Here is a 22,430-nt window from a genome sequence, read left to right on the forward strand (position 1 = left end):
GGCCGCACACAGGCGGCCTTCAGAACAGCTATCAGTTGAACAGGGTGCTGACGGATTTGTTTTCGAAAACCCGGACGATGGCGTCGGCGAGGAGCGGCGCGACGGACAGTTCCTTGATTTTCTCCGATTGTTTGTCATCCGCAAGGCTGATCGAATTCGTAATGACAAGTTCTTTGATCTTCGAGTTGTCGATGCGCTCAATTGCGGGGCCGGACAGTACCGGGTGCGTGCAGCATGCATACACTTCGGTCGCGCCGTTTTCCACGAGGGCATTTGCCGCAATCGTGATCGTGCCGGCAGTATCGATGATGTCGTCGATCAGAATCGCCTTCTTGCCTTCGACGTTCCCGACGATATTCATCACTTCTGCGACGTTCGGCCGCGGACGGCGCTTGTCGATGATGGCGATCGGCGCCTTCAGGCGGTCCGCCATCTTGCGGGCACGTGTCACGCCGCCGTGATCAGGCGATACGATAACAAGCTCTTCGCCGGGGATGTTCTTTTCCTTGAAATAATCGGAAAGGATCGGTACCGCGACCAGGTGGTCGATCGGAATGTCGAAGAAGCCCTGGATCTGCGGTGCGTGCAGGTCGAGTGCGATGACGCGGTGCGCGCCGGCAGTCTCCAGCAGGTTCGCCACAAGCTTCGCGGTGATCGGCTCACGCGCACGGGCTTTGCGGTCCTGGCGGGCATATCCGTAATACGGCATGACCACGTTGATCGTGCGGGCGGAAGCGCGCTTGAGCGCGTCAACCATGATGAGCAGCTCCATAAGATTCTCGTTGACCGGAGCCGACGTCGACTGGATGACGAAGACATCGCAGCCTCGGATGCTCTCTTCAATGTTGATCTGTACCTCGCCGTCGCTGAAGCGGTTGACCGAGCATGCGCCAAGCGGAACGCCGATTTCCTCTGCGACTTCCTTGGCCAGTGACTCGTTTGAATTCAGGGAGAAAATCTTCAGTTTATGGTCCGGATAATGGTTCGTCATTTTTTGGATTGCTCCTCCGATCGCTTTTTGTTCAATTTTTCAATATAACCTTCCTTATTCTCCTGCCTGGAGCGCGCGATTGCAAGGGCATTTTCAGGAACATTTTTTGTCACTGTTGATCCGGCGGCGACGTAAGCGCCTTTTCCGACGGTGACCGGTGCGACCAGATTGGAGTTGCAGCCGACGAACGCGTCGTCTTCGACAGTCGTACGGAACTTGTTGACGCCGTCATAATTGACGGTGATCGTGCCGCACCCCATGTTGACCCGCTCGCCGATGTCCGTATCGCCGATGTAGCTGAGGTGGGAGACCTTGCTGCCTTCACCGAGGTTCGACTTTTTCACCTCGACGAAGTTGCCGATCTTCACTTTTTTGCCGAGATCGGATTCCGGCCGGATATGGGCGAACGGGCCGACGGCCGCATCCTCCCCGATTTTGCTGGACATCACGACGGACTGGCGGACTTCCGTCCGGTCGCCGATGATGCTGTCCCTGATCTGGCTTCCCGGCCCGATCAGGCAGTCTTCCCCGATGACCGTGCGGCCTTCGATGACCGTGCCCGGCATGAGGACCGTGTCACGGCCGATTTCGGCATCAGCGCTGATGTACGTGTTTGCCGGGTCCTGGATCGTGACGCCTGCCCGCATGTGCTTTTCGGCGATCCGGCGGCGCATGACCCGCTCCGCCTCCGCCAGCACGACGCGGTCATTGACTCCGAGCGTTTCTTCAAAATCATCCGTGGCATAGGCGGCGATGGTTTCGCCTTCCGACTGGAGGATGCCGAAGACGTCCGGCAGATAATATTCGCCCTGCGCGTTATCGTTGCCGACTTTACGGAGGGTTTCGAACAGGGTTTTATTGTCGAAGCAATAAGTGCCGGTGTTGATCTCCCTCACCTGCTGCTCTTCTGCGGTCGCATCCTTTTGCTCGACGCTGCGCAGGAAGTTTCCATGATCGTCACGGATGACCCGCCCATAGCCCGTCGGGTCGTCCGCGAAAGCGGTGAGGATCGTGGCTTTTGCTTTTGTCTCATTATGGTGGTCGATCAGCGCCTTCATCGTCTCCGGCGTGATCAGCGGCGTGTCTCCGCACACGACGATCGTCGTGCCGTCGAGGCCGCTAAGGTTCTGTTCCGCCTGAAGGACGGCATGGCCGGTTCCCAGCTGCTCTTCCTGCAGGACAAACTCGCTGCGTCCGCCGACTTCTTCTTCGACCTTTTCCGCACCGAATCCGACGATTGTGACGACGCGGTCTGCGCCGACTCCCCGGACATTGTCGACAACATGGCTGACCATCGGCTTACCGCATACCGGGTGGAGCACTTTATAGAGCTTTGATTTCATGCGTGTTCCCTGGCCGGCTGCCAGGATTACGGCATATGTATTCGTCATCAGGCAGTTCCCCTAACTTTTTTAACTTGGTTTTCCCTCTAACGATAGACGAAAACGGGCTTTTTTTCAACATTTTACAGGCCGGGGCTTGACATCCGGACCACAGGCGTTCCTGAGGGACGGGCAGCCCGGAACTGTTTTGACCGGAGATGGAAACACGCTAGGCCAACAAAAAGAACAGCCGCGCCTCCACGGGAGCGGCTGCACGAATGGGTTCATCTGCCGGCAGCATAGCGGTGGACTTCCGCAGACATGGCCGCGACATAATCGCTGCCGCCATTGTCTTCAACGCTCTCCACCATCATCGCCAGGATAAACGCCGGATTGTCGGCATGATAAGAGACAAAGTAGCCGTTTTCCTTGCCGCGGTCCTCGCCTGCCGCCTTCAGTTCGGCTGTACCGGTCTTGCCCGCAATCGGGACGTCCGTGAGATTGGCGGACTGGGCGAAGCCATCCACGACGACGTTGCGGAGCGTGGAGCGGAGCGTTTCCGCATGTGCCGGGTCGACCAGTCCCTCTTTCCATACTTGCCCGTCTTCCTCGTCGAACAATAAGGTGGGCTTATGCATCGTCCCGCCCGTCAGGATCGGCTCGTACATCGATGCGAGATGCAGGATGTTCGTCAGCATCTGTCCCTGGCCGAATGACGTATCGGCCAGCTGGCCTTCCGAGCCGATCGTGCCGTCATTGGAGATTTGGGAAGCTTTTAGCTCCATCGCCTCGAGGGGGATTGGCTCGCCGAAGCCGAACTGTTTCAGCCCTTCTGCTAAAGTGTCCTTCCCCATCGCGAGCGCCTGTTGAGCGAAATAGATATTGTCCGAGTAAACCATTGCCCGGTTCAGGTCAATCGGGTTCGGTGCTTCCGGATGCACGCGGGACACCCGGTAAGCGCCCCATGAAGTATCTTTTTGCCAGGTCTTCCCCGTGATCGTGAGGCCCGCTGCGGGATCGAGCGTGCCGGCTTCCATGCCGATGGCCGCGGTAATCGGCTTTATTGTCGAACCCGGCGCATAACTCTGGGCAAAGCGGTTAAACAGCGGCGTCTTTTCATCTTCCTCGAGCTCGCTGTATCTGGCACCGCTCATGCCGGCGATAAACTCATTAGGATTATAGGCAGGGGAGCTGACGAGTGTCAGAACCTCGCCGGTTTCGGGAATTATTGAGGCAGCCGTGCCCGGCTCTCCCTTCATCGCGTCATAGGCCACTTTCTGCAGTTCGGCGTCGATGGTCAGCTTGACCGTTTCCCCGTCCTCCGGCGCACGCTCGGCGACGGTCACCGGTTCCAGCCCTTCCTGCTCTTTCTTGATCGTGATCTTCATGCCGTCCCGGCCTCGGAGCCGGTCCTCAAGCAGGCTCTCAAGGCCTCGGCGGCCGATTTGGTCGGTCTCCGTATAGCCCTTGTCAGCCAGCTTTTCCAACTGTTCGGCGGAGATCGCGCCGATATAGCCGGTCAGGTGGGCCAGTGCCGGGCCATAAGGATACTCCCGCATGCCGATTTCCCGTGCAGCAATACCCGGAATCTCAATCAGCCGGTCCAGCCGGGCGGTGTCATCTTTTGCCGTCTTTCCGATAGGTACGAACAGATCCGGCTTAACCCATGCAGCATTGAGGCTCTTATCAATCGCCTCGGATGTGGTACCGAGCAATTCCGCAATGTCCTGCTTTCTGGCTTCATCCAACTTTTCCGGGACAATGCCCACCTGGTAGCCGGTCCCGTTTTTCGCGATCGGGATCCCTGCCCTGTCGACGATCTCTCCCCGCTTTGCTTCCGTACGGGAAATGCCGATTTCATCACCCGGCTCCAGTTCCGGGAATATGTAGGACGGATCCCATTCGACAAACCAGGTTTTCTCCTTTTCCCGCTCTTCGTATCGGAGCGTAATCGGCTTCTCGAACTCGACCGGACCGGCAAGCGTCTCCATCTTCACACGGATATCGAACCCGGCAGGCTGCTCCTTGTCCCACTTGGTATCCTCGCCGGGCTTGTCATAAGTGACCTCGAGGTTTTCGATTCCGAGGTCGTCCGCCAGCTTTTCCTGCCGCGCCGCAAACTCCTCCTCCGGAAACGCCTCTTTTGTCGAGGCGGCAAGATAGTTCTCATACATCACGGCAAAATCGCTTTTATTCCAATGGCTGACATACTCCGACAGCCGGTCCTCGGGTGTCGGCTTATCCCTGCACCCTGCCAGGAAGACCAGCAGGATGATGGCTGTGCCGAGCAGTATCTTTTTCATGTTGACCCTCCCTCATGTCTTCCAGTTTAACAAGAAATTGAAAAACGGGACAGCGTGCAGAAACACGAAAAAACCGTCACCGGAAACGGGGACGGCTGGGAGGAACCGGTCATGCGCCGGCGCCTTCGAGTGTCGGTTCTTCTTCTTTTGTCAGGTGATAGGCACCCAGTACGGCATCCTGGATCATCTGACGTGTACCCGAATTGATCGGATGGGCCACGTCCCGGAACTCGCCGTCCGGCGTCCGCTTGCTCGGCATGGCAACAAACAGGCCGTCATTGCCGTCGATGACCCTGATATCATGGACCACGAACGCCTCATCAATCGTGATGGAAGCAATGGCCCGCATCCGGCCATCAGTCTCTACCCTACGAAGTCTCACGTCTGTTACTTCCATATTCTCACCACCTTCAGTAATATCCTGGTTGTCTATATTCAATATAAATGGTAAATCCCCTTCTTACAATACAAAATTTTTGAACTATTCAAAGTTAGGGATTTTCATACACCAGTTAAAGGAGACCACGAAAAGTGAAAAAGCTGATTTACGCTACGAGCACTCGCTTTCCGCGGGCGGTCCGCAAGCCTCCTCGGACTACGTCCTGCGGGGTCTCGCTTGGCCCGCTGTTCCCGCAGGAGTCTCGCGCCCTCCGCTTCAATCAGCCACATGGCAAGCTTTTCAGTGGCCTTGCTTCGCTCTGTGGGGTCTTCGGCTAACGTTTGTCCGCAGGCATCTCGGCCTTTCACTTCAATCAGTTAATCTTGTAAGTTTGGAGTTGCCCCGGTTAAAGCCGGGAGATTTCGGCATTGAAAAACGGCAGCTCCGCATCGGGAGCTGCCGTGGCTTTGATTCTATTACTTTGCGAGTGCGACCGCTTCGATTTCGACGAGGACGTCTTTTGGAAGACGGGCGACTTCCACGCAGGAACGTGCCGGCTTGTGATCGCCGAAGTAAGATGCATAAATCTCATTGATCGTGCCAAAATCATTCATATCCTTGATGAATACAGTGGCTTTGATAACACGGTCAAGTGAGGATCCGCCGGCTTCCAGCACGGCTGACAGGTTTTTGAACACCTGGTGTGTCTGTTCTTCGACGCCGCCTTCCACGAGGCTGCCTTCCGGTGTGAGCGGAATCTGGCCGGATGTGTAGACGATGCCGCCTGTCACGATTCCCTGCGAGTACGGGCCGATTGCCGCCGGTGCCTTGTCTGTCTGGATCAAGTTCATATCAGTTTCCGCCTTCCCTGAAATAGTTGCCTTCCACGAGTTCGATCGTGCGTTCTTTTTCGTTGACCTGGCGCAATCTCACGAGAGACACATAGTCTTCCACGAGCCGCTCTTCCTGCACATCCTCCGACTCGACCAGGACGGCAACGCCCGCCGGCTCGCAGTCGAATTCGTTCAGGAGGTTCTTCATGCCGTTCATCGTACCGCCGACCTTCATAAAGTCGTCGGTGAGGAGTACACGCTGTCCGCTCTTCATGCTGCGCTTGGAGAGGACCATCGTCTGGATGCGGCGGCTCGACCCGGAAACATAGTTGATGCTCACGGTCGACCCCTCGGTCACCTTGCTGTCGCGCCGAACGACAACGACCGGGACATTCAGGTGGCGGGCGATCGCATGGGCGATCGGGATTCCTTTCGTTGCCACCGTCATAATGGCATCGATGCGTGAATCTTTATAGCGCGCAGCAAAGAGCCGCCCGATGCGGTCCATGAGACCGGGATTGCCCAGCAGATCCGTCATAAACAGGTATCCGCCCGGCAGCAGCCGGTCCGGATCGCTGAGGGATTCCATAAAGTCACGGATAATCTCCTCAGCTTCGCCCCTGCTGGCGTCGGGTATGTACTTCACGCCGCCTGCAGCGCCCGGCACGGTGACAAGCCGGCCGTTCCCCCGTTCCTCGAACGTCGCCTTGACGATTGCCAGATCCTCACTGATTGATGACTTCGCCGCATCGTAGGCGGATGAAAAGTGCGTCAGGGGAATCAGCGTGTGCGGATGGCTGAGCAAGTATTGGGTCATGTCGACAAGCCGTTCACTGCGCTTCCACTTCAAAATGTCCACCTCTGCATCTGTCTGCACCGGATTACCTTCACTAAATCCGAATAATTTACCTTCAGATTAACATAAACATCCGGATTTAATCAAGCCGGGCACTGTGCGGGCCGCCCAGCATCCTGACCGCATGCACTTCTGGGCAGAAGCCGTTCAGTCCGTTGACAATACGCGCAACACGCGCTTCCTGCGAGACAAGCCCGAAGACGGTCGGCCCGCTGCCGCTCATAAGAACCGCATCCGCTCCGAAGCGCTCCATGCCGTCCTTGAGCATGGCCACTTCCTTGTGCATGTCCATCGTCACCGGCTCGAGCACATTGCCGAGGTTTCGGCAGACCCCGCCGTAGTCTCCGGCATGAAGGGCAGCCTCCATCGCTCCGATATCCGGATGACGCGCGCGGGACAGGTCGAATCTGCCGTAGATATCCGCCGTCGACACACCGATATCAGGCTTGGCCAGAATCACCCAGCAGTTCGGAGGGGCCGGCAGATGACGGATCTGCTCGCCCCGTCCCGTTGCAAATGCAGTTCCGCCGTAAACACAGAACGGAACATCCGACCCGATCTCCGCGCCCAATTCCGCCAGTTCATCCAATGACAGGCCGAGTTTCCAGAACCGGTTCAGCCCCCGGAGTGCTGCTGCGGCGTCACTGCTGCCTCCTGCAAGTCCCGCGGCGACCGGGATTCGCTTGTCGAGCGTGAACGTGACACCGTCCCGGATTCCTGTCCGCCGCCGGAGAAGGTCCGCCGCCTGGTACACCAGATTGCGACGGTCATCCGGCACATAGCGGTCGGAGGACTTGATGACGATCTTCCCTCCCTTTGCGCCTTCGATGGTCAGTCGGTCATACAAGTCAACCGTAGTCATAATCATTTCGACCTCGTGGTAGCCGTCCGGGCGCTTGCCGAGGACATCGAGTGTCAGGTTAATCTTCGCCGGTGCTTTTTCATGGATCATGAAGGCACCTCCCCAAAATTCAATGCCCCTATTTTACCATAGGCGGGAGGCATGAAAAAAGCAGACGGATAAATTCCGTCTGCCGGTGTCAGCCGTTTTTGGATTTCGGGTTACTAAAGCGTTACTTTCGGCCTTCGCCGACGCCCCGCTCTGCCATCTCGATTGCACGCTTCACCATATTACCGGCGTCACGAGCCTTGATGCCTCCCCAACCTTCCTGCTGCACAACATCGTAAAATCCAAGTTCCTTCGCGATCTCTTCCTTCAGACGCTGGGACATTACTCCGCCGTTTCTAGCCATTCGGTTTTTCCTCCTCGTTCGGCTGACACATGTAGTATGGCCCGAAATAAAAAAAGAACCCGGACAAAACCTTCCATAAAAGGTTTGACCGGGCAAAGATGTAAGAAAATAATTGCATTACTTTACGACAAAATCCATTTTCTCTGAGCCGTTGATAAATGTCAGTTCCACGGCCTCTGTCAAAAGGTCCGTATAACTGTAGGAGACACGCTCGAACGCATGCTCCTCCTGGTCGAGCTCAATGACAAATACGGCATGATACGTTTCCCGAAGTGTACCGGCACGCTCAATCGTCTTTTTCCGGCCACCATTCGCCTTAAGTTGCAAACGCTGACCTAAATGAGAATCGAGCGCCTTCTTGATATCAGCTAATGTTTTTGGCATTATCGCTTACACCTCACTATATGTAAGGATAACACATTTCAAAGTTTCTGTCAATTAAATTTAAAATTTTATCAATGCACCCATCGGATGTCAATGTTTTTTCTTCAGCTTTTTATACTTTTAATCTGCTTGCAAATAATTTGTAACAATTAATCAGCCGAATGCAGGATACAATTCATCCGCAAGCCGGCCAAATTCCTCGAGCGTCAGCGTCTCTCCCCGGCGTCCGGAGTCAATGCCGGCTGCCGCGAGGGCATCCACGATTTCCGCTTTCCGCTCCTTGCCGTCCGGAAGCGAAGTCTGCAGGTTGTTCAGGATCGTTTTCCTGCGCTGGACAAATGATCCCCTTGTCACACGGAACAGGAAGTCCTCATTTTTGACCGTGACCGGCGGCGCGCTCCTGCGCTTGAGGTGGACGACAGCGGATGCGACGTTCGGCTGCGGCATAAATACGGTCTTCGGCACGATCATCACCGTCTGCGCCTCAGTGTAGTACTCGATGGCGATCGACAGGGAGCCGTATTCCTTAGTTCCCGGCTTCGCGCTGATCCTGTCCGCCACTTCCTTCTGCATCATGACGGTAAAGGAATCGATCGGCAGGTGGTCCTCAAGCAGCTTCATGAGAATCGGCGTCGTGACATAGTACGGGAGGTTCGCGACAACGGCGATGTGCTCCATGCCGGCAAACTCTTCCTCGATCACGCCCGCCACATCCGCTTCGAGAATGTCCTGATGGATGACCTTCACATTATCGTACGGGGAAAGCGTATCCTCAAGAACCGGAAGCAGCCGCTGGTCGATCTCGAAGGCGACGACCTTTCCCGAATTCCGGGCGAGATGCTCGGTGAGGGCACCGATCCCCGGCCCGATTTCAATCGCGCCCGACTTCTCCGTCAGACCTGAAAATGACACGATCTTGTGGAGGATGTTCGGGTCGATCAGGAAGTTTTGGCCGAGGCTCTTTTTAAATGAAAACCCGTACTTGTCAAGAATCTCCTTGGTCCTAACGGGTGTGGCGATGTCTCTATGCATGGATGTCTCCTTCTTCGTCAATGGCTTGGACCGCGGCGAGGAACTCCTCGCGGCTGATCCTGAACATGGCCAGGCGCTTGGCAAGCTGCTTGCCGTTCGTCTGTCCGATCTGTAGCATGAGCCCGATCCGCTCACGTCTGCGTCTGGCGTCCGGATGGCCGACAAGACGCAGGCTGACCAGCTCCGCATCGGTGACGGGGGGCTCGCCCACCTTATCCTGCACCGGCGTGCGTACGGCAGCAAGCGCCGCTCGGATATCATCGTCTGCGGCATGCTCGATGCCGACTTTCCGGCCGTTCTCCGAAATGGACTGCGCCTTCGGAAGGAAGGCATGCTTCACCCCCGGCACATGCTCCTCGATGATTGCACGGATGCGCCGGCCCGGATAATCCGGATCGGTAAAGACGATGACGCCACGCTTTTCCTGGGCGTGGCGGATCTTCATGAGCGTCTCCTTCGATACGGCGGAGCCGTTTGTTTCGATCGTGTCCGCTCCGGTGGCACGCCGTACGGCGATTGTATCCGACTTGCCCTCCACGACGATGATTTCTTCGATAGTCACTGATGATCCCATTCTTTCGTTCATTTCCTCCAATTTTACCGGCATGCGGCCTGATTGTACAGAAAGCAGGTGCTGCCGGAAGCATGATGACACTCAGTGCCTGCTAACATAAGGTCTTACAAATGGCTCATTCAACTTCTTTTGGGCGTTGATTTACATCGTCGCTCGCCGGTCACTGACGAATCCTGCTTTTCTCAACCTTAAGTTAATCTAATCTCACCCTGAACCAGCCTTAATTAACCTGGCGGGACAAATAGCCCGACACTAATATAACAATAAGAATTTCCGTTACGGGCTGACGCTTTCCGCGGGAAAGGCATTAGCCTAAGGGCACGCAGTAGAAACAGCCCAGGTATCTTCGCGGTGTTTTCCTTCCAGTTCCAGGGGGAATAACAAAGATCCGCGGCACCCGGCCGCGGATCCGTTCATCCTCAGTTGAGGATTTTGATTTTAACTTTTTGGCGGCCGAAGCTGTAGGCCTGATCTTTCGTAGGGACGAAGATGTCGATTTTATTGCCTTTGATTGCGCCGCCGGTGTCACCTGCGATTGCAGTTCCGTAGCCTTCCACCCAGACTTTGGAGCCGAGCGGGATGACGCGCGGGTCGACTGCGATGACTTTCGCGCCCGGGTTCGCCTTCAGGTTGATGCCCGTTGCGGTAATGCCCGAGCAGCCGTTGCAAGATGCCGTATAGGCAGTGGCCGTCACATAGAATTCCTTGCCGCCGGCCGGTGCCTCATTGCGGGGCGCCGATGCCTGGACGACCTTCCCGGAAGATTTCGATGCAACTGCCTTCGTTGGTGCAGGGGCTTTCGTGCCGACTGCAACCACTTTGTTGACCGGATTCTTGACGACTTTTTCGTTCTGAAGCTTGCGTGCAACTTCTTTACCGTCTTCTTTGATGACTTCATACGTGCGTTCCACTTTACCTGCTTCACCATTTTGGACGACTTTTTCTTTGCCTTTCAGCAAGCCGTTGTCTTTCTTCGTCTGTACGGTGAAGTCTGTCGATTCTTCCACTACATCGGTGACCTTTTCTACCCGGACGACTTTGACGCTGGAGCCCGGCTTGACGGTTTCGTCCATGCCCTGTTCCACGCGGTCGTTCTCACCGAGCTTGATGCCCTGCTTGCTTAAAAAGTCAGCGACCGTAGTCGAAGTGGTCCAGACCTTGCTTTCCTGGCCCCCGTCGATCATGGCAACTTCATATGCTTTTTCAATATTGACGGTTTCCGTATCGCCCAGCTCGCTGCCGCGTGCCGGCGTGATGGCGTCATGTTCAGTGAGTTCGATGCCGGCATCCGCCAAAAGCGCATCGACATCGTCTTTCGTCGACCAGACTTTGCTTTCTTCTCCGTCTACGCTGATCGTAAACTGTCTGGCTTTTTTCCACTCGATGGACGCCCCGTCCCCGAGTTCCGCTTCTTTGGCGGGCGAGAGGTCATCATGTTCGCCGACCGCAATGTCCTGTTCCTCCAGAAGTTCGCCGACTGTATCCGCATGCGTGCGGAATTCAGTTTGTTCGCCGTCTTCGGAAAGGGTGACGTTCTTTTTCGTACCCTCGTAAACCGCATATGTGATGACGCCCGCGAACAGCGCGATCGTCAAGATGGACATCATGATTTTCTTGCCTGTCATTAACCTGGGTTGCTTGTTTTTCGTGGAATTCGTTGACACTAAAAAACTCCTCCTTATCACCCGAGTGATTATAGCGGCCAGTTTTCCGGCTTGTCAACCAAACCGGATTTTACCAATGCCGCATTACGGGTGAAGTTTGGCCAATTCAGGCCGATTTATTCACTAATCCTAAATAGTTTCATAGCATTTTCGGTAGTCTTGCGGGCTACTTCCTCATAAGGCAGTTCCTTGAGCCGAGCGATTTCTTCCGCGACGAGCCGGACATAGGAAGGCTCGTTGCGCTTACCGCGGTAAGGATGGGGCGCAAGGTACGGCGCATCAGTTTCGACGAGCAGGTGATTGAGCGGAATTTCTTTTGCCACGTCCTTCGGCTGCCTGGCATTCTTGAATGTAACCGGTCCGCCGAGGGAGATCATGAAATTCATCTCCACGCATTCCTTCGCCGTCTCGGGGCTGCCGCTGAAGCAGTGCATGATGCCGCCCGTCTCTGCTGCGTTTTCTTCTTTGAGGATGCGAACCACATCGCCTGTCGCCTCGCGGTTATGGATGATGATCGGCAGGTTCAGCTTTTTTGCCAGCGCAATCTGTTTGCGGAACAGTTCCTGCTGCACATCCTTCGGCGATTTGTCCCAGTGGTAGTCAAGACCCGTTTCGCCGATTCCGACCACTCTTGGATGTCCGGCGGCAATTTCCTCAATCCACCGGAGGTCCTCCTCCGTGCAGTCCACCGCATCGACCGGATGCCAGCCGATCACCAGGTAGATGAACGGGTATGCTTCCGCAAGCTCGAGCGCGCGCCGGATGGTCGGCCGGTCGAACCCGACGACAACCATCTTTTCAACGCCCGCCTCAAGCGCGCGATTGATCACTTCATGAACGTCCTCCTCATATTGGTCTGCGTTCAAATGGACATGTGTGTCGATCAGCATGCGTTTCACTCTCCCAATGTATTGTTCAAGTCTATACATAAATCCTTTTTCAAATTTCACAGTTCTATTACATTTAGATTACAAATTAGATTAAGTTTAATTACATAGCTCTATTCCGAGACTTCTAAATTTGTACGGGAAGACATGGGAAAAGTCAAAGAAACCGAATTCCGTTTCCTATAAAACGGAAAACCGGAGGACCAAAGTCCTCCGGTTTTGTACTGTTCCTGTATTGTAATTGGTTTTGTTTTTATTTTATCTGGGAGCCGTTCGGCAGTGACGAATCAACCGATGCGAGCTTGAGGACACCATCCTGTTCGCCCGCAAGAATCATCCCCTGGGACAGTTCGCCGCGCAATTTAGCCGGTTTCAGGTTGGCAACGACAATTACTTTTTCGCCGACAAGCGATTCCGGTTCATAGTGCTTCGCGATACCGGAGATGACCTGCCGTGTTTCATAGCCGAGGTCAAGCTGGAGTTTCAGCAGTTTGTCTGCTTTCGGCACTTTCTCGCATGCCGTCACTGTTGCAACGCGAAGATCCACTTTGGCGAAGTCGTCGATCGTGATTTCCGGAACGTCCGGCTTCTCAGGCGATTTCGGTGCGCTATCTTCTCCGGCTGCGGCTTCTTCCGCCTGAGGCTGGACCGATTTTTGCATTTCGCCGCGGATGTAGGCGATTTCCACTTCCGGGTCGAGGCGCGGGAACACCGGAGTCCCTTTTTCGACGACTTTCGTGCCTTCCTTGATTGCGCCGTTACCCAGCGTTTCCCAGGCCAGTGCTTCTTCGCCGAGTCCAAGCTGGCTGACGATCTGCTTCGGCGATTTTGTCATGAAAGGCTGGATCAGGACGGCAATTTCGTGGAGGCTCGCCACAAGATGGTGCATGACGGAGTCAAGATCACCTTTTTTCGCCTCGTCTTTTGCAATTACCCATGGCTGGGTTTCGTCGATGTATTTGTTCGTACGGGAAACAAGCGCCCAGATATCAGACAGGACAACACTGAACTGCATGTTTTCCATGCCCTTTTCGTACTTCCGGACCGTTTCTTCCATTACATTGCGCAGTGGTTCGTCAAATTCAGTCGAGCCTTCCGGATGGGCCGGCACAACTCCGCCGCAATACTTATTGATCATCGAGACACTGCGGTTCAGCAGGTTGCCCAGGTCATTCGCCAGATCATAATTCACACGTTCCACGAACGCTTCCGGAGAAAATACGCCGTCTGAGCCGAACGGCAGCTCCCGCAGGAGGAAGTACCGCGTCGCATCCAGTCCGAATCGCTCAATCAGCATCTCCGGATAAACGACATTGCCCTTGGACTTCGACATTTTTCCGTCCTTCATCATGATAAATCCGTGCGCGAACACTTTCTTCGGCAGCGGAAGGTCAAGCGCCATGAGGAAGATCGGCCAGTAAATCGTGTGGAAACGGACGATGTCCTTCCCGACAACATGTACGTCGGCCGGCCAGTATTTCCGGAACTGCGAGTCATCATCCGAGCCGTAGCCCATTGATGTGATGTAGTTCGACAGCGCATCGACCCAGACATAAATAACATGCTTCGGGTCTCCCGGCACCCGGATGCCCCAGTCAAATGATGTGCGGGAAATCGAGAGGTCCTCGAGCCCCGGCTTGATGAAGTTGTTGATCATCTCATTTTTGCGGGATTCCGGCTGGATGAATTCAGGGTTCTCCTCATAGTACTGAAGCAGGCGGTCCGCATATTTCTTCATATTAAAGAAATAGGACTCCTCCTTTACCTTGTGGACAGGACGGCCACAGTCGGGGCAGTTTCCGTCTTCCAGCTGCGCATCGGTAAAGAACGACTCACACGGCGTGCAGTACCAGCCTTCGTATTCCCCTTTATAAATATCCCCATTGTCGAGGAAATGTTGGAAGATCTTTTCGACACCCTGCTTGTGGCGCTTTTCGGTCGTCCTGATAAAGTCATCGTAAGAGATGTCCATCAGTCCCCAGAGTTTCTTTGCGCCCTCTGCGATGCCGTCAACAAATTCCTGCGGGGCCATACCGGCTTCTTCCGCCTTTTCCTGGATTTTCTGTCCGTGCTCATCCATTCCGGTCAGGAAACGGACATCATATCCGCGAAGCCGTTTGTAACGCGACATCGTATCGGATGCCACGGTTGTATATGCAGTGCCGATGTGGAACTTGCCGCTCGGGTAATAGATCGGCGTCGTCAGGTAGAAAGTTTTCTGTTCACTCATGCCATTGCCTCCATGAAGATGCATTTCCCTTCATTTTACCGGATGCTTCCTTCCACTTCAATGCAGGCAATCCGGCAGGACAATTTCCATTTTTCATTATGTCAGTATTAGTACTTTTTTGAGTGTGTTCTAACAAAATACTTTATTTATCACGTGAAATGGTATAAATTTGTCTTAGGCCGGAAAAATTACTGTTTTTCTAAAAACTTTCGGCTTTGCAAATTGACGTTATTGGCATTAGTTGGTATGATTGTTCCAGTCGACGAACTATGTCGAATCTTGACGAAAAATAAGATAGCACTCGAAAGGGGCAATACTTGATGAAATCGACGGGCATTGTACGTAAAGTCGATGAACTTGGACGGGTAGTCATTCCGATTGAACTCCGCCGAACACTTGGCATCAAAGAAAAAGACGCACTGGAGATCTATGTGGATGATGACAAAATCATCCTTAAAAAATACATGCCGAACATGACATGCGCCATTACCGGCGACGTATCCGACGACAACCTTCGCCTGATCGACGGCAAGCTGATCCTCAGCGAAGAAGGCGCGAAAAAGCTCGTCAGCGAAATCTCGGAGCGACTCGGCCAAAAACAGCACGTCTAATCGAAATTCATTCAACCGCCCGGAATCATCCGGGCGGTTTTCTGTTACTTTATTACGTCCCTGCACTTGTTGCACAGAGTTTCTTCTTATTAAATAGACGGGCTATCCGTGTCATATTTCTGCATATACCGACACTCTTGGAACAAACAAAAAAACGTCAGGCCCTATATCATTCGGCCTGGCGTTTTGTTTTATGTCCGTATTCACCACATTACCCGAGATGGTAGGCCTGGTAAATATCCCGCTTCGGCTCACCGCGTTCTTTTGCTGTAATTTTGATGGCCTCCTTAGACGGAACACCTTCACGCTCAATAACCGCCTCTACATGCGCCTTTTGTGAGAGGCCGGCCCACCATTCCGTTTCCTCCTCGGCACGCTGGACAACTTCCGCATCAGCGCCTTCGACGACGATGCAGAATTCCCCTTTCAGGTCGGATGATTCGGCATAGGCGACCGCTTCCCGGGCTGTGCCCCGCAGAATCTCCTCGAACTTTTTTGTCAGTTCCCGGACAAGCGCGACCCGCCGCTCAGCTCCAAAGGCGGTCTCCAGGTCACGGAGCGACTCTTTCAGCCGGTGAGGGGACTCGTAGAAAATCACCGTCTCCCCTCGCAAGGCAAGCTTTCCGAACAGTTCACGCCGGTCGTTTTTCTTCCTCGGCGGGAATCCGTGGAACAAAAACGGCTGAGCCGGCAAACCTGAAGCAATCAGTGCCGACAGCGCCGCGTTGGCTCCGGGCACCGGAACGACGGCATAGCCTTCCACGATTGCCCGGGCGGCAATGTCCGCCCCGGGGTCCGAGATGCACGGCATACCCGCATCACTGACGAGGGCCACATCTTCACCGCCCGAGAGCACGGACAAAATCCGGTCACCGCCTTCTTTCAGGTTGTGCTCATGGTAGCTGAGGAGTGATGTATGGATATCAAAGTGATTCAGCAGTTTTTTCGTATTCCGTGTGTCTTCCGCCGCAATGATCGCTGATTCCTTCAAGATCCGGATTGCGCGGTAGGTGATGTCCTCCAGATTGCCGATCGGCGTCCCTACGAGATAAAGCTTTCCGCCCGGGTCCTGTACACTCCGCTGGGATTTCACGGTCGACCGCCTCCATTCCGTTTCATATAGTCGATCTTCTCTGACCGTCTGAGCTGCTTGAACGCGTATTCCGCGCGCATCGCCTCCTGCTTGGTTCCGAACGGTTCATGGAAGATACAGCGGACGGGACGGCGCGGCCTGGTGTATTTCGCGCCTTTGCCCTCATTGTGCGCCTTTACCCGGCGTTCCAGATTGTTCGTATAGCCCGCGTAGTACGTACCGTCCGAACATTCGAGCACGTATAGCACATGTTCAGCCTCAGGCTTCCTTTCCATACAGCATCTCCCGGACCTGAGGCGTATAGGTTCCGTCATCCTCATAAACAAAGAGCGGCGGCAAGATCTTCAGATCCGGCTTGCCGTCTTTTGTGCCCTCGATCAGAAGCGTATTGGCCTCGCGTCCCCTCTTCGGATAGACAAAGCGGATCCGCTTCGGCTCCAGGCGGTGCTTCCTCATCGCCGTGACGATATCAAGAAGCCGTCCCGGCCGGTGGACAAATGCCGCCTTGCCGCCCTGCTTCAGGAGAGCGCTTGCGTTTTCGACGGCCTGGTCAAGCGTCAGATAAAGTTCATGTCTTGCGATGGCGACTTCCTCCAGCATGTTGCGGTCGCTCATTTCATTCGCCGGGAAGTAGGGCGGATTGCATGTCACCGTATCATGTTTTTCATGTCCCAGGATATCCGCGATTCCCTTGACGTCCGCTGTGATGATGCGGATCCGGTCCTCCAGAGAGTTCAGCCCGACGCTCCGCTCCGCCATATCCGACAGGCGTGGCTGCAGTTCGACACCGGTGATCGCCGCATTCGACCGCGCACTCAGAAACAGGGGGATCGCCCCGTTGCCTGTGCACAGGTCGATGATGCTCCCTGACCTGCGGATCGGCACATAGGCGAATTTCGCCAGCAGTACCGCATCCAGGGAAAACGAAAACACTTCCGGGCTCTGGATGATTTTCAAGCCCTCCGCAAGCAGATCGTCCAGCCGTTCATCTTTGTTCAGTTCTATGTTCATGACAATTGTCCTCCGTGAAACGATTTCTGATGCTGCGGATATCGGCCACAAAAAGAAAAGACCGTATTCCGCCTGAAGCGGAACCGGTCTTTATCCATTCTGCTTGTTCAGGAATGAGAGACAGAACAGGCAGTCCTCGCCCTTCCGCGAACTCCCGAAATGGACGTTGCAGACGTGGAACCCTTCATTATAAAGGCGTGCGAGGTTGTCATGTCCCTCCCCGATATCCGCCGAATTCTGCTGATGCTTTTTCCCGGGCTTACGGCCCTTGACCTCCAGCTGCTTCTCGATCTCTTCCAGGCGGTTGCGGAGATGATGATTCTCAATCTGTAGAGCATGGTTCTCCTCCATCATCTGTGCAACCGATTCCTTCAGTTCGACATACTGGCGGTTGGCCGATTCAAGGTGTTGCCCGAATTCCATGACCTTATCCAAGAAATTCCGGTCCATCAATGCTCACACCCCATAATGATTACGTCAAACCGATTGTAAAATTTCGTCCAGTGAGTAATCGATCACTTTTTTCTCACCTGACAGCTCAACCTGCAGCATGCGCTCAAGCAGATTGAGCCCGACAACCCTGCCTGCACCATCCGGTGTCGTGATGCGGGTGCCAACATCCGGCATGAGGCGTTTGGCTTCCTCATATTCGTCATTCTCGTATTTCAGGCAGCACATGAGCCTTCCGCATAGTCCTGAAATCTTGGACGGGTTCAGCGAGAGGTTCTGGTCCTTTGCCATCTTGATCGAGACCGGTTCGAAATCACCGAGGAATGTCGAACAGCAGAGCATTCTGCCGCACGGCCCGATGCCGCCGAGCATCTTCGCTTCGTCGCGTACGCCGATCTGGCGCAGCTCGATCCTTGTCCGGAACACCGATGCAAGGTCCTTGACGAGGTTCCGGAAATCGACACGGCCGTCTGCTGTGAAATAGAAGATGATCTTGTTGCGGTCGAACGTATACTCCACATCGACCAGCTTCATCTCCAGGCCATGGTCCTCAATCTTTTTAGCTGCAATATCGAACGTCCGCGCGGATTCTTCCTCGTTTTCCCGTACAGATGCGCGGTCTTCCTCCGATGCGGGCCGGACAATCATCTTGAGCGGAAGAACGATATCATCGCCGCTCATCTGCCGGACGGGGATCACGACCTTGCCGTACTCGACGCCGCGCGCCGTCTCGACTATGACGTAGTCCCCTTCTTCCAGGCGGTATTCACCCGGATCGAAATAATATATTTTACCCGCTTTCTTAAAGCGGACACCTACTACATTATAGAGCATGTTGACCCTCCTGCATGTTGAGCACCAGTTGTTCCATGAGAAGCGTGCGGTTCATATTGCTTTGGAGGTTGCGTTTTGCCTTCAGGATGGCTTCGAGGATTGACGCAAGACGGCCGAATGTCAGCCGCAGCGCCATCTCTTCCCATCTTGCCCGGTTATCCGGATAGGCAAGCGACGTGGAGAGTCCCGCCTTTACCGCTGATATGTCGCGGTAGGCGAACAGGAGCAGATCCAGCCCCAGTTCGGTCTCGTCCTTCTCCTTGAAGAGCGGACCCCAGTCCGTCTGGATGAACAGCAGGGCTTCCTGGATACTTTTATCCGATGCTTCCACCAATTTTATCACTGTCTTACGGGCCTGTCCAAACTGCTCATCCGATGCAAGCGCCAGAGCGCCATCCGGATCTGCGTTGATCATCGTGACTGTGGATGCCATCGAGCGGGTCACACCGCCTTCTGCGACAAGCTGCTCCAGAACCGCCTCCCTCGGCGGCGGTTGGAGATGGATCTCCTGGCACCTTGACCGGATCGTCGGCAGAATAGCGGACGATCGGTCTGTCAGGAGAAGGGCGGTCACTTCCCCTTCCGGTTCCTCGAGGAACTTCAGAAGTGTGTTGGCTGCCGCTATATTCATGCGGTCAGCCTGGTGAAGAATATAAATTTTTCGCCCGTCCTCGATCCCCGTCTTGTTCAGCTTATAGATCAGGTCTGAAATCTGGCCTTTTTTGATGTCTTGTCCATCCGGCCAGATCTGTGTGACGTTGGGATGGTTGTCCTCCCGGATTCTCCGGCAATTCCGGCATACACCGCAGGGCTTGCCGCCGGCGGATTCCGGGCAAAGGAGAAGCTGAGTAAAAAAACGGGCAAGTGCTTCTTTTCCTGCTCCCTTCACACCTTCGAAAAGATAGGCATGGGCGACGCGTCCGGAAGCTGCGGATCCCCCGAGCAGCGAGGTGGCTTTGGGCTGCCGTGCCAGGATGCTGTATTCGGTTTCCATCGGCGTCTCCCCCTGTTTGAAAAATCCCGTGTCCGGAAGTCACACGGGCACGGGTGGTCGTTTTGAATCAGAAATGATGGAACTGCTCGATCGGCAGCACAAAAACTGTTGCGCCGCCAACTTCGACTTCTACGGGATAAGGGATATAGGAATCCGCATTCCCGCCCATCGGCGATACAGGTGCAACCATCTGATCACGGGAACGGCAGTTTTCCCGGATGATGCCCAGCAGTTTCGGCACGAGCGGGTCATCCGTCCCGATGAGGAAGGTCGTGTTGCCCGAGCGCAGGAAGCCGCCGGTGCTGGCCAGCTTAGTGGCCCGGAAGTCATTCTTTGTCAGAGCGGCGGATAATCGGTTGCTGTCCTGGTCCTGCACGACTGCTACGACCAATTTCATATGGATCACTCCTCGCCAGCTTTTATATAAGTATAGCACAAACGCGCTTTACTTCATGCGACTTTTTATGGCGGTCCAGGCAACTTCGGCTGTATCTTCAAGGTTTTTCGTTGCATCGACCAATACCACCCGCTCCGGTTCCCTCTCTGCGATCCTCAGGTATTCGGAGCGGACCTTGTTGTGGAAGCCGAGCCCTTCGGTATCCAGGCGGTTCACTTCATGTCCCCGCCCCTCACTGATCCGCCGGATGCCCTCTTCCGCCGGAACATCCAGGAGAATCGTGAGGTCGGGCATCGTGTCCCCGATTGCAAAGCGGTTGATCGAGCGGACTTCTTCGGTACCGATGCCCCGCGCAGCGCCCTGATAGGCGATTGAACTATCGATGAAACGGTCGCAGAGGACAACCTTGCCGGCCTCAAGTGCCGGGATGATCTTCTCGATGAGATGCTGTCGGCGGGCCGCCGCATAAAGCAGCGCTTCCGTCCGCGCTTCCATCTCCGTATGATCATTGTCGAGGATGATCTCCCGGATTTTCTCTGATATCCTGATGCCGCCCGGCTCCCGGGTCTTCAGGAAATCGATACCCGAATTCTCCAGACGTCGGGCCAGGATTTCCAGAACCGATGTTTTCCCTGCTCCGTCGGGCCCTTCCAGTGTGATGAACAAACCGTTTTTCTTCATATATATTATGCCTCCGTTGACTGTCGTGAGACCAAGATTTTTTGTTCGCCCAGCCGGTGGGTTCCCTGAAACGCCGTGCCGGCCGCAAGATGTGTACGCAGCATGCCGATCGTCTCGCAAGTGACGGGTTCTCCCGGCAAGAGCAGCGGGATGCCCGGGGGATATGGAATGACCGAGGCTGCGGAAAGTCGCCCAGCCGATTCGCGGTAGTCAATCCACTCGGACATCTTTCCAGGTTCGATAACCGGAGGCCCGTCCGCCGCCTTGATTGACGGCTTCGCAGCTGGAGCCTGCGGCTCGTTTACTTCCACACCAGGGCCAAGTGATTGCATGGCCTTTTGCACTGCCCCCAGCACTTCCTTCAGGCGCGAATCGTCCCCCTTCTTGATGAGCGGCAGAACGAGCAGCGCCTGTTGGGGATCGGCCAATTCTGCATGCACACCTTGTTGTGCCAAGGCATGTGCGAGTGCGATTCCCGTATGCCCATCTGCGCGAAGCAGCAGTTTTAGCGGGTCATCCGCCGGGACGGCAACCAGCCCTTTAATGGCTGTAAATTCCTTGATCAGCTCACCTCTGTAGGATAGAAAGGCCTGCAAATCCTCTTCTGTATAAGTGGCAAGATAATGCCTTGCATCATCAAGCGACGCCATGAGCGGATAGGACGGGCTGCTCGATTGGAGCATGCCGAGGTAATGCCCGATGCGCTCTGCCTTAATCAGAGAGCCATGCGCCACATGAAGATAAGAAGCCATTGTCATGGCGGGCAGTGTTTTATGGGCGGACTGGACGACCACATCCGCCCCCTGCGCAAGCGACGGCTCCGGAAAAGGTCCGCCGATTCCGAAATGCGCCCCGTGCGCCTCGTCGACGAGAAGCGGAATGCCCTTGCCGTGGCAGATCTCGGCAATCTCACGCAGGTGCGGGGACACCGTCCCGTAATAGGATGGATTGGTCAGCACGACCGCTTTGGCATCCGGATAGCTTCGGACGGCCCCGCGAATCAGTGATGCCTCCGGATGGCCAGGTGTGAGGGTTAGCGGTTCCCAAACAGGATCAATATACACAGGTCGCGCCCCGGCGAGTGCGAGGCCATGAAAAACCGACTTGTGTGCATTACGCTGCACAATGACGCGGTCCCCCGGATGGCAAGCCGCAAGGATCATCGCCAGATTTCCTGCAGTTGAACCGTTAATGAGGAAAAAGCTCTGCTCTGCCCCATACGCATCCGCCAGAAGCCCCTGGGCTTCCCGTATCGGTCCCTCCGGCGCATGGAGGTCATCCAGCCCCGGGAGTTCGGTCAGGTCCCAGGCCATCATTCCCCGGACTGCTTCCGGCAATCCCGTCAGCTTCCCGTTTTTATGTCCTGGTACATGGAAGGATACCGGACTTCGACCTGCAAATTCCTCCAGCATATCGGCCACCGGCCTCCGCGACTGACTGCTCATTGCCAAAACCCCTTTATCCGCCTATTGGACGAATCTGATGATGGGTTCATTATAACACGGGCAGCACCTTCGGGAGCGGAAGGCCGTGAAGGGCTCGTTGCTTTGAGTTTGCCCTGGCAAAAGAGATGGAATAAGGGCTAATATTAGCGCTCAGACAATGTTCTATGAGCGCTCTGCAGGCTTCATTAGTGCCTGCCGTATTTCTA

24 protein-coding genes are annotated in these 22,430 nt (G+C 55.0%); 1 reads left to right on the plus strand and 23 read right to left on the minus strand.

From position 1 onward, the window contains the following. Positions 1–31: 31 nt before the first annotated feature. From AC6CHQ_RS15550 to metG, 14 genes are all read right to left on the minus strand, one after another. Positions 32–991: a ribose-phosphate diphosphokinase gene (locus tag AC6CHQ_RS15550; RefSeq protein ID WP_092056012.1), complete on the minus strand. Its 960-nt coding sequence runs from the start codon at positions 989–991 to the stop codon at positions 32–34. Further along, positions 988–2,382, minus strand: coding sequence for a bifunctional UDP-N-acetylglucosamine diphosphorylase/glucosamine-1-phosphate N-acetyltransferase GlmU (gene glmU / locus AC6CHQ_RS15555; RefSeq protein WP_092056014.1), 1,395 nt, complete (start codon positions 2,380–2,382; stop codon positions 988–990). Before glmU ends, AC6CHQ_RS15550 begins: the two co-directional genes overlap by 4 nt. A gap of 215 nt (positions 2,383–2,597) precedes the next feature. Then, entirely contained in the window at positions 2,598–4,616 is a 2,019-nt protein-coding gene (locus tag AC6CHQ_RS15560; RefSeq protein ID WP_251240358.1) for a penicillin-binding transpeptidase domain-containing protein, read from the minus strand. Positions 4,617–4,725: 109 nt separating this feature from the next. Next, the gene (gene spoVG, locus AC6CHQ_RS15565) at positions 4,726–5,013 is read right to left on the minus strand and encodes a septation regulator SpoVG (protein ID WP_092056054.1); all 288 of its coding nucleotides are present in this window, start codon (positions 5,011–5,013) and stop codon (positions 4,726–4,728) included. Between the two features lie 458 nt (positions 5,014–5,471). Continuing rightward, complete coding sequence (locus tag AC6CHQ_RS15570; protein WP_008301252.1) at positions 5,472–5,846, minus strand: RidA family protein; 375 nt, start codon at positions 5,844–5,846, stop codon at positions 5,472–5,474. A gap of 1 nt (position 5,847) precedes the next feature. Continuing rightward, a complete protein-coding gene (gene purR, locus AC6CHQ_RS15575) occupies positions 5,848–6,678 on the minus strand; it encodes a pur operon repressor (protein ID WP_251240378.1) in 831 nt (276 codons plus the stop codon). Between the two features lie 85 nt (positions 6,679–6,763). After that, on the minus strand, positions 6,764–7,636 hold the full coding sequence (ispE, locus tag AC6CHQ_RS15580) for a 4-(cytidine 5'-diphospho)-2-C-methyl-D-erythritol kinase (RefSeq protein ID WP_251240357.1): 873 nt from the start codon (positions 7,634–7,636) through the stop codon (positions 6,764–6,766). 121 nt (positions 7,637–7,757) lie between these two features. Further along, positions 7,758–7,937, minus strand: a complete 180-nt coding sequence (locus AC6CHQ_RS15585) for a small, acid-soluble spore protein, alpha/beta type (protein WP_251240356.1) — start codon at positions 7,935–7,937, stop codon at positions 7,758–7,760. Positions 7,938–8,054: 117 nt separating this feature from the next. Beyond that, entirely contained in the window at positions 8,055–8,321 is a 267-nt protein-coding gene (gene veg, locus AC6CHQ_RS15590; protein WP_092056024.1) for a biofilm formation stimulator Veg, read from the minus strand. 153 nt (positions 8,322–8,474) lie between these two features. Beyond that, positions 8,475–9,353, minus strand: coding sequence for a 16S rRNA (adenine(1518)-N(6)/adenine(1519)-N(6))-dimethyltransferase RsmA (rsmA, locus tag AC6CHQ_RS15595; RefSeq protein WP_498082024.1), 879 nt, complete (start codon positions 9,351–9,353; stop codon positions 8,475–8,477). Continuing rightward, entirely contained in the window at positions 9,346–9,939 is a 594-nt protein-coding gene (gene rnmV / locus AC6CHQ_RS15600) for a ribonuclease M5 (protein ID WP_285859132.1), read from the minus strand. Before rnmV ends, rsmA begins: the two co-directional genes overlap by 8 nt. Positions 9,940–10,346: 407 nt before the next feature. After that, on the minus strand, positions 10,347–11,591 hold the full coding sequence (locus AC6CHQ_RS15605; RefSeq protein WP_498082025.1) for a resuscitation-promoting factor: 1,245 nt from the start codon (positions 11,589–11,591) through the stop codon (positions 10,347–10,349). A gap of 116 nt (positions 11,592–11,707) precedes the next feature. Continuing rightward, positions 11,708–12,481 (minus strand): TatD family hydrolase, encoded by a 774-nt coding sequence (locus AC6CHQ_RS15610; RefSeq protein WP_251240354.1) that lies wholly within the window; start codon positions 12,479–12,481, stop codon positions 11,708–11,710. Between the two features lie 250 nt (positions 12,482–12,731). Next, positions 12,732–14,708 (minus strand): methionine--tRNA ligase, encoded by a 1,977-nt coding sequence (gene metG, locus AC6CHQ_RS15615; RefSeq protein ID WP_498082026.1) that lies wholly within the window; start codon positions 14,706–14,708, stop codon positions 12,732–12,734. A 320-nt stretch (positions 14,709–15,028) separates the two neighbouring features. On the opposite strand from metG, the gene abrB reads away from it, so the two are divergent. Further along, entirely contained in the window at positions 15,029–15,319 is a 291-nt protein-coding gene (abrB, locus tag AC6CHQ_RS15620) for a transition state genes transcriptional regulator AbrB (protein ID WP_498082029.1), read from the plus strand. A gap of 211 nt (positions 15,320–15,530) precedes the next feature. On the opposite strand, the gene rsmI is transcribed toward abrB, so the two are convergent. The 9 genes from rsmI to AC6CHQ_RS15665 form a co-directional block, all read right to left on the minus strand. Further along, a complete protein-coding gene (gene rsmI, locus AC6CHQ_RS15625) occupies positions 15,531–16,412 on the minus strand; it encodes a 16S rRNA (cytidine(1402)-2'-O)-methyltransferase (protein ID WP_092056035.1) in 882 nt (293 codons plus the stop codon). Next, complete coding sequence (locus tag AC6CHQ_RS15630; protein ID WP_092056037.1) at positions 16,409–16,687, minus strand: GIY-YIG nuclease family protein; 279 nt, start codon at positions 16,685–16,687, stop codon at positions 16,409–16,411. The genes rsmI and AC6CHQ_RS15630 overlap by 4 nt, the downstream gene beginning before the upstream one ends. After that, complete coding sequence (locus AC6CHQ_RS15635; protein WP_251240350.1) at positions 16,671–17,423, minus strand: tRNA1(Val) (adenine(37)-N6)-methyltransferase; 753 nt, start codon at positions 17,421–17,423, stop codon at positions 16,671–16,673. The genes AC6CHQ_RS15630 and AC6CHQ_RS15635 overlap by 17 nt, the downstream gene beginning before the upstream one ends. Before the next feature lie 90 nt (positions 17,424–17,513). Then, positions 17,514–17,876, minus strand: a complete 363-nt coding sequence (gene yabA, locus AC6CHQ_RS15640) for a DNA replication initiation control protein YabA (protein ID WP_092056041.1) — start codon at positions 17,874–17,876, stop codon at positions 17,514–17,516. Positions 17,877–17,900: 24 nt separating this feature from the next. Beyond that, a complete protein-coding gene (locus AC6CHQ_RS15645; RefSeq protein ID WP_092056044.1) occupies positions 17,901–18,707 on the minus strand; it encodes a PSP1 domain-containing protein in 807 nt (268 codons plus the stop codon). Further along, a complete protein-coding gene (gene holB / locus AC6CHQ_RS15650; protein ID WP_498082027.1) occupies positions 18,697–19,701 on the minus strand; it encodes a DNA polymerase III subunit delta' in 1,005 nt (334 codons plus the stop codon). Before holB ends, AC6CHQ_RS15645 begins: the two co-directional genes overlap by 11 nt. A 67-nt stretch (positions 19,702–19,768) precedes the next feature. Beyond that, the gene (gene darA, locus AC6CHQ_RS15655) at positions 19,769–20,098 is read right to left on the minus strand and encodes a cyclic di-AMP receptor DarA (protein ID WP_008301272.1); all 330 of its coding nucleotides are present in this window, start codon (positions 20,096–20,098) and stop codon (positions 19,769–19,771) included. Between the two features lie 48 nt (positions 20,099–20,146). Beyond that, positions 20,147–20,779 carry a dTMP kinase gene (tmk, locus tag AC6CHQ_RS15660; protein WP_251240348.1) on the minus strand — a complete coding sequence of 211 codons (633 nt, stop codon included), beginning with the start codon at positions 20,777–20,779 and terminating at the stop codon, positions 20,147–20,149. 5 nt (positions 20,780–20,784) lie between these two features. Beyond that, positions 20,785–22,224 (minus strand): aminotransferase class I/II-fold pyridoxal phosphate-dependent enzyme, encoded by a 1,440-nt coding sequence (locus AC6CHQ_RS15665; RefSeq protein WP_498082028.1) that lies wholly within the window; start codon positions 22,222–22,224, stop codon positions 20,785–20,787. Positions 22,225–22,430 lie beyond the last annotated feature (206 nt).

The organism is Bhargavaea sp. GQ12 (assembly GCF_059758705.1).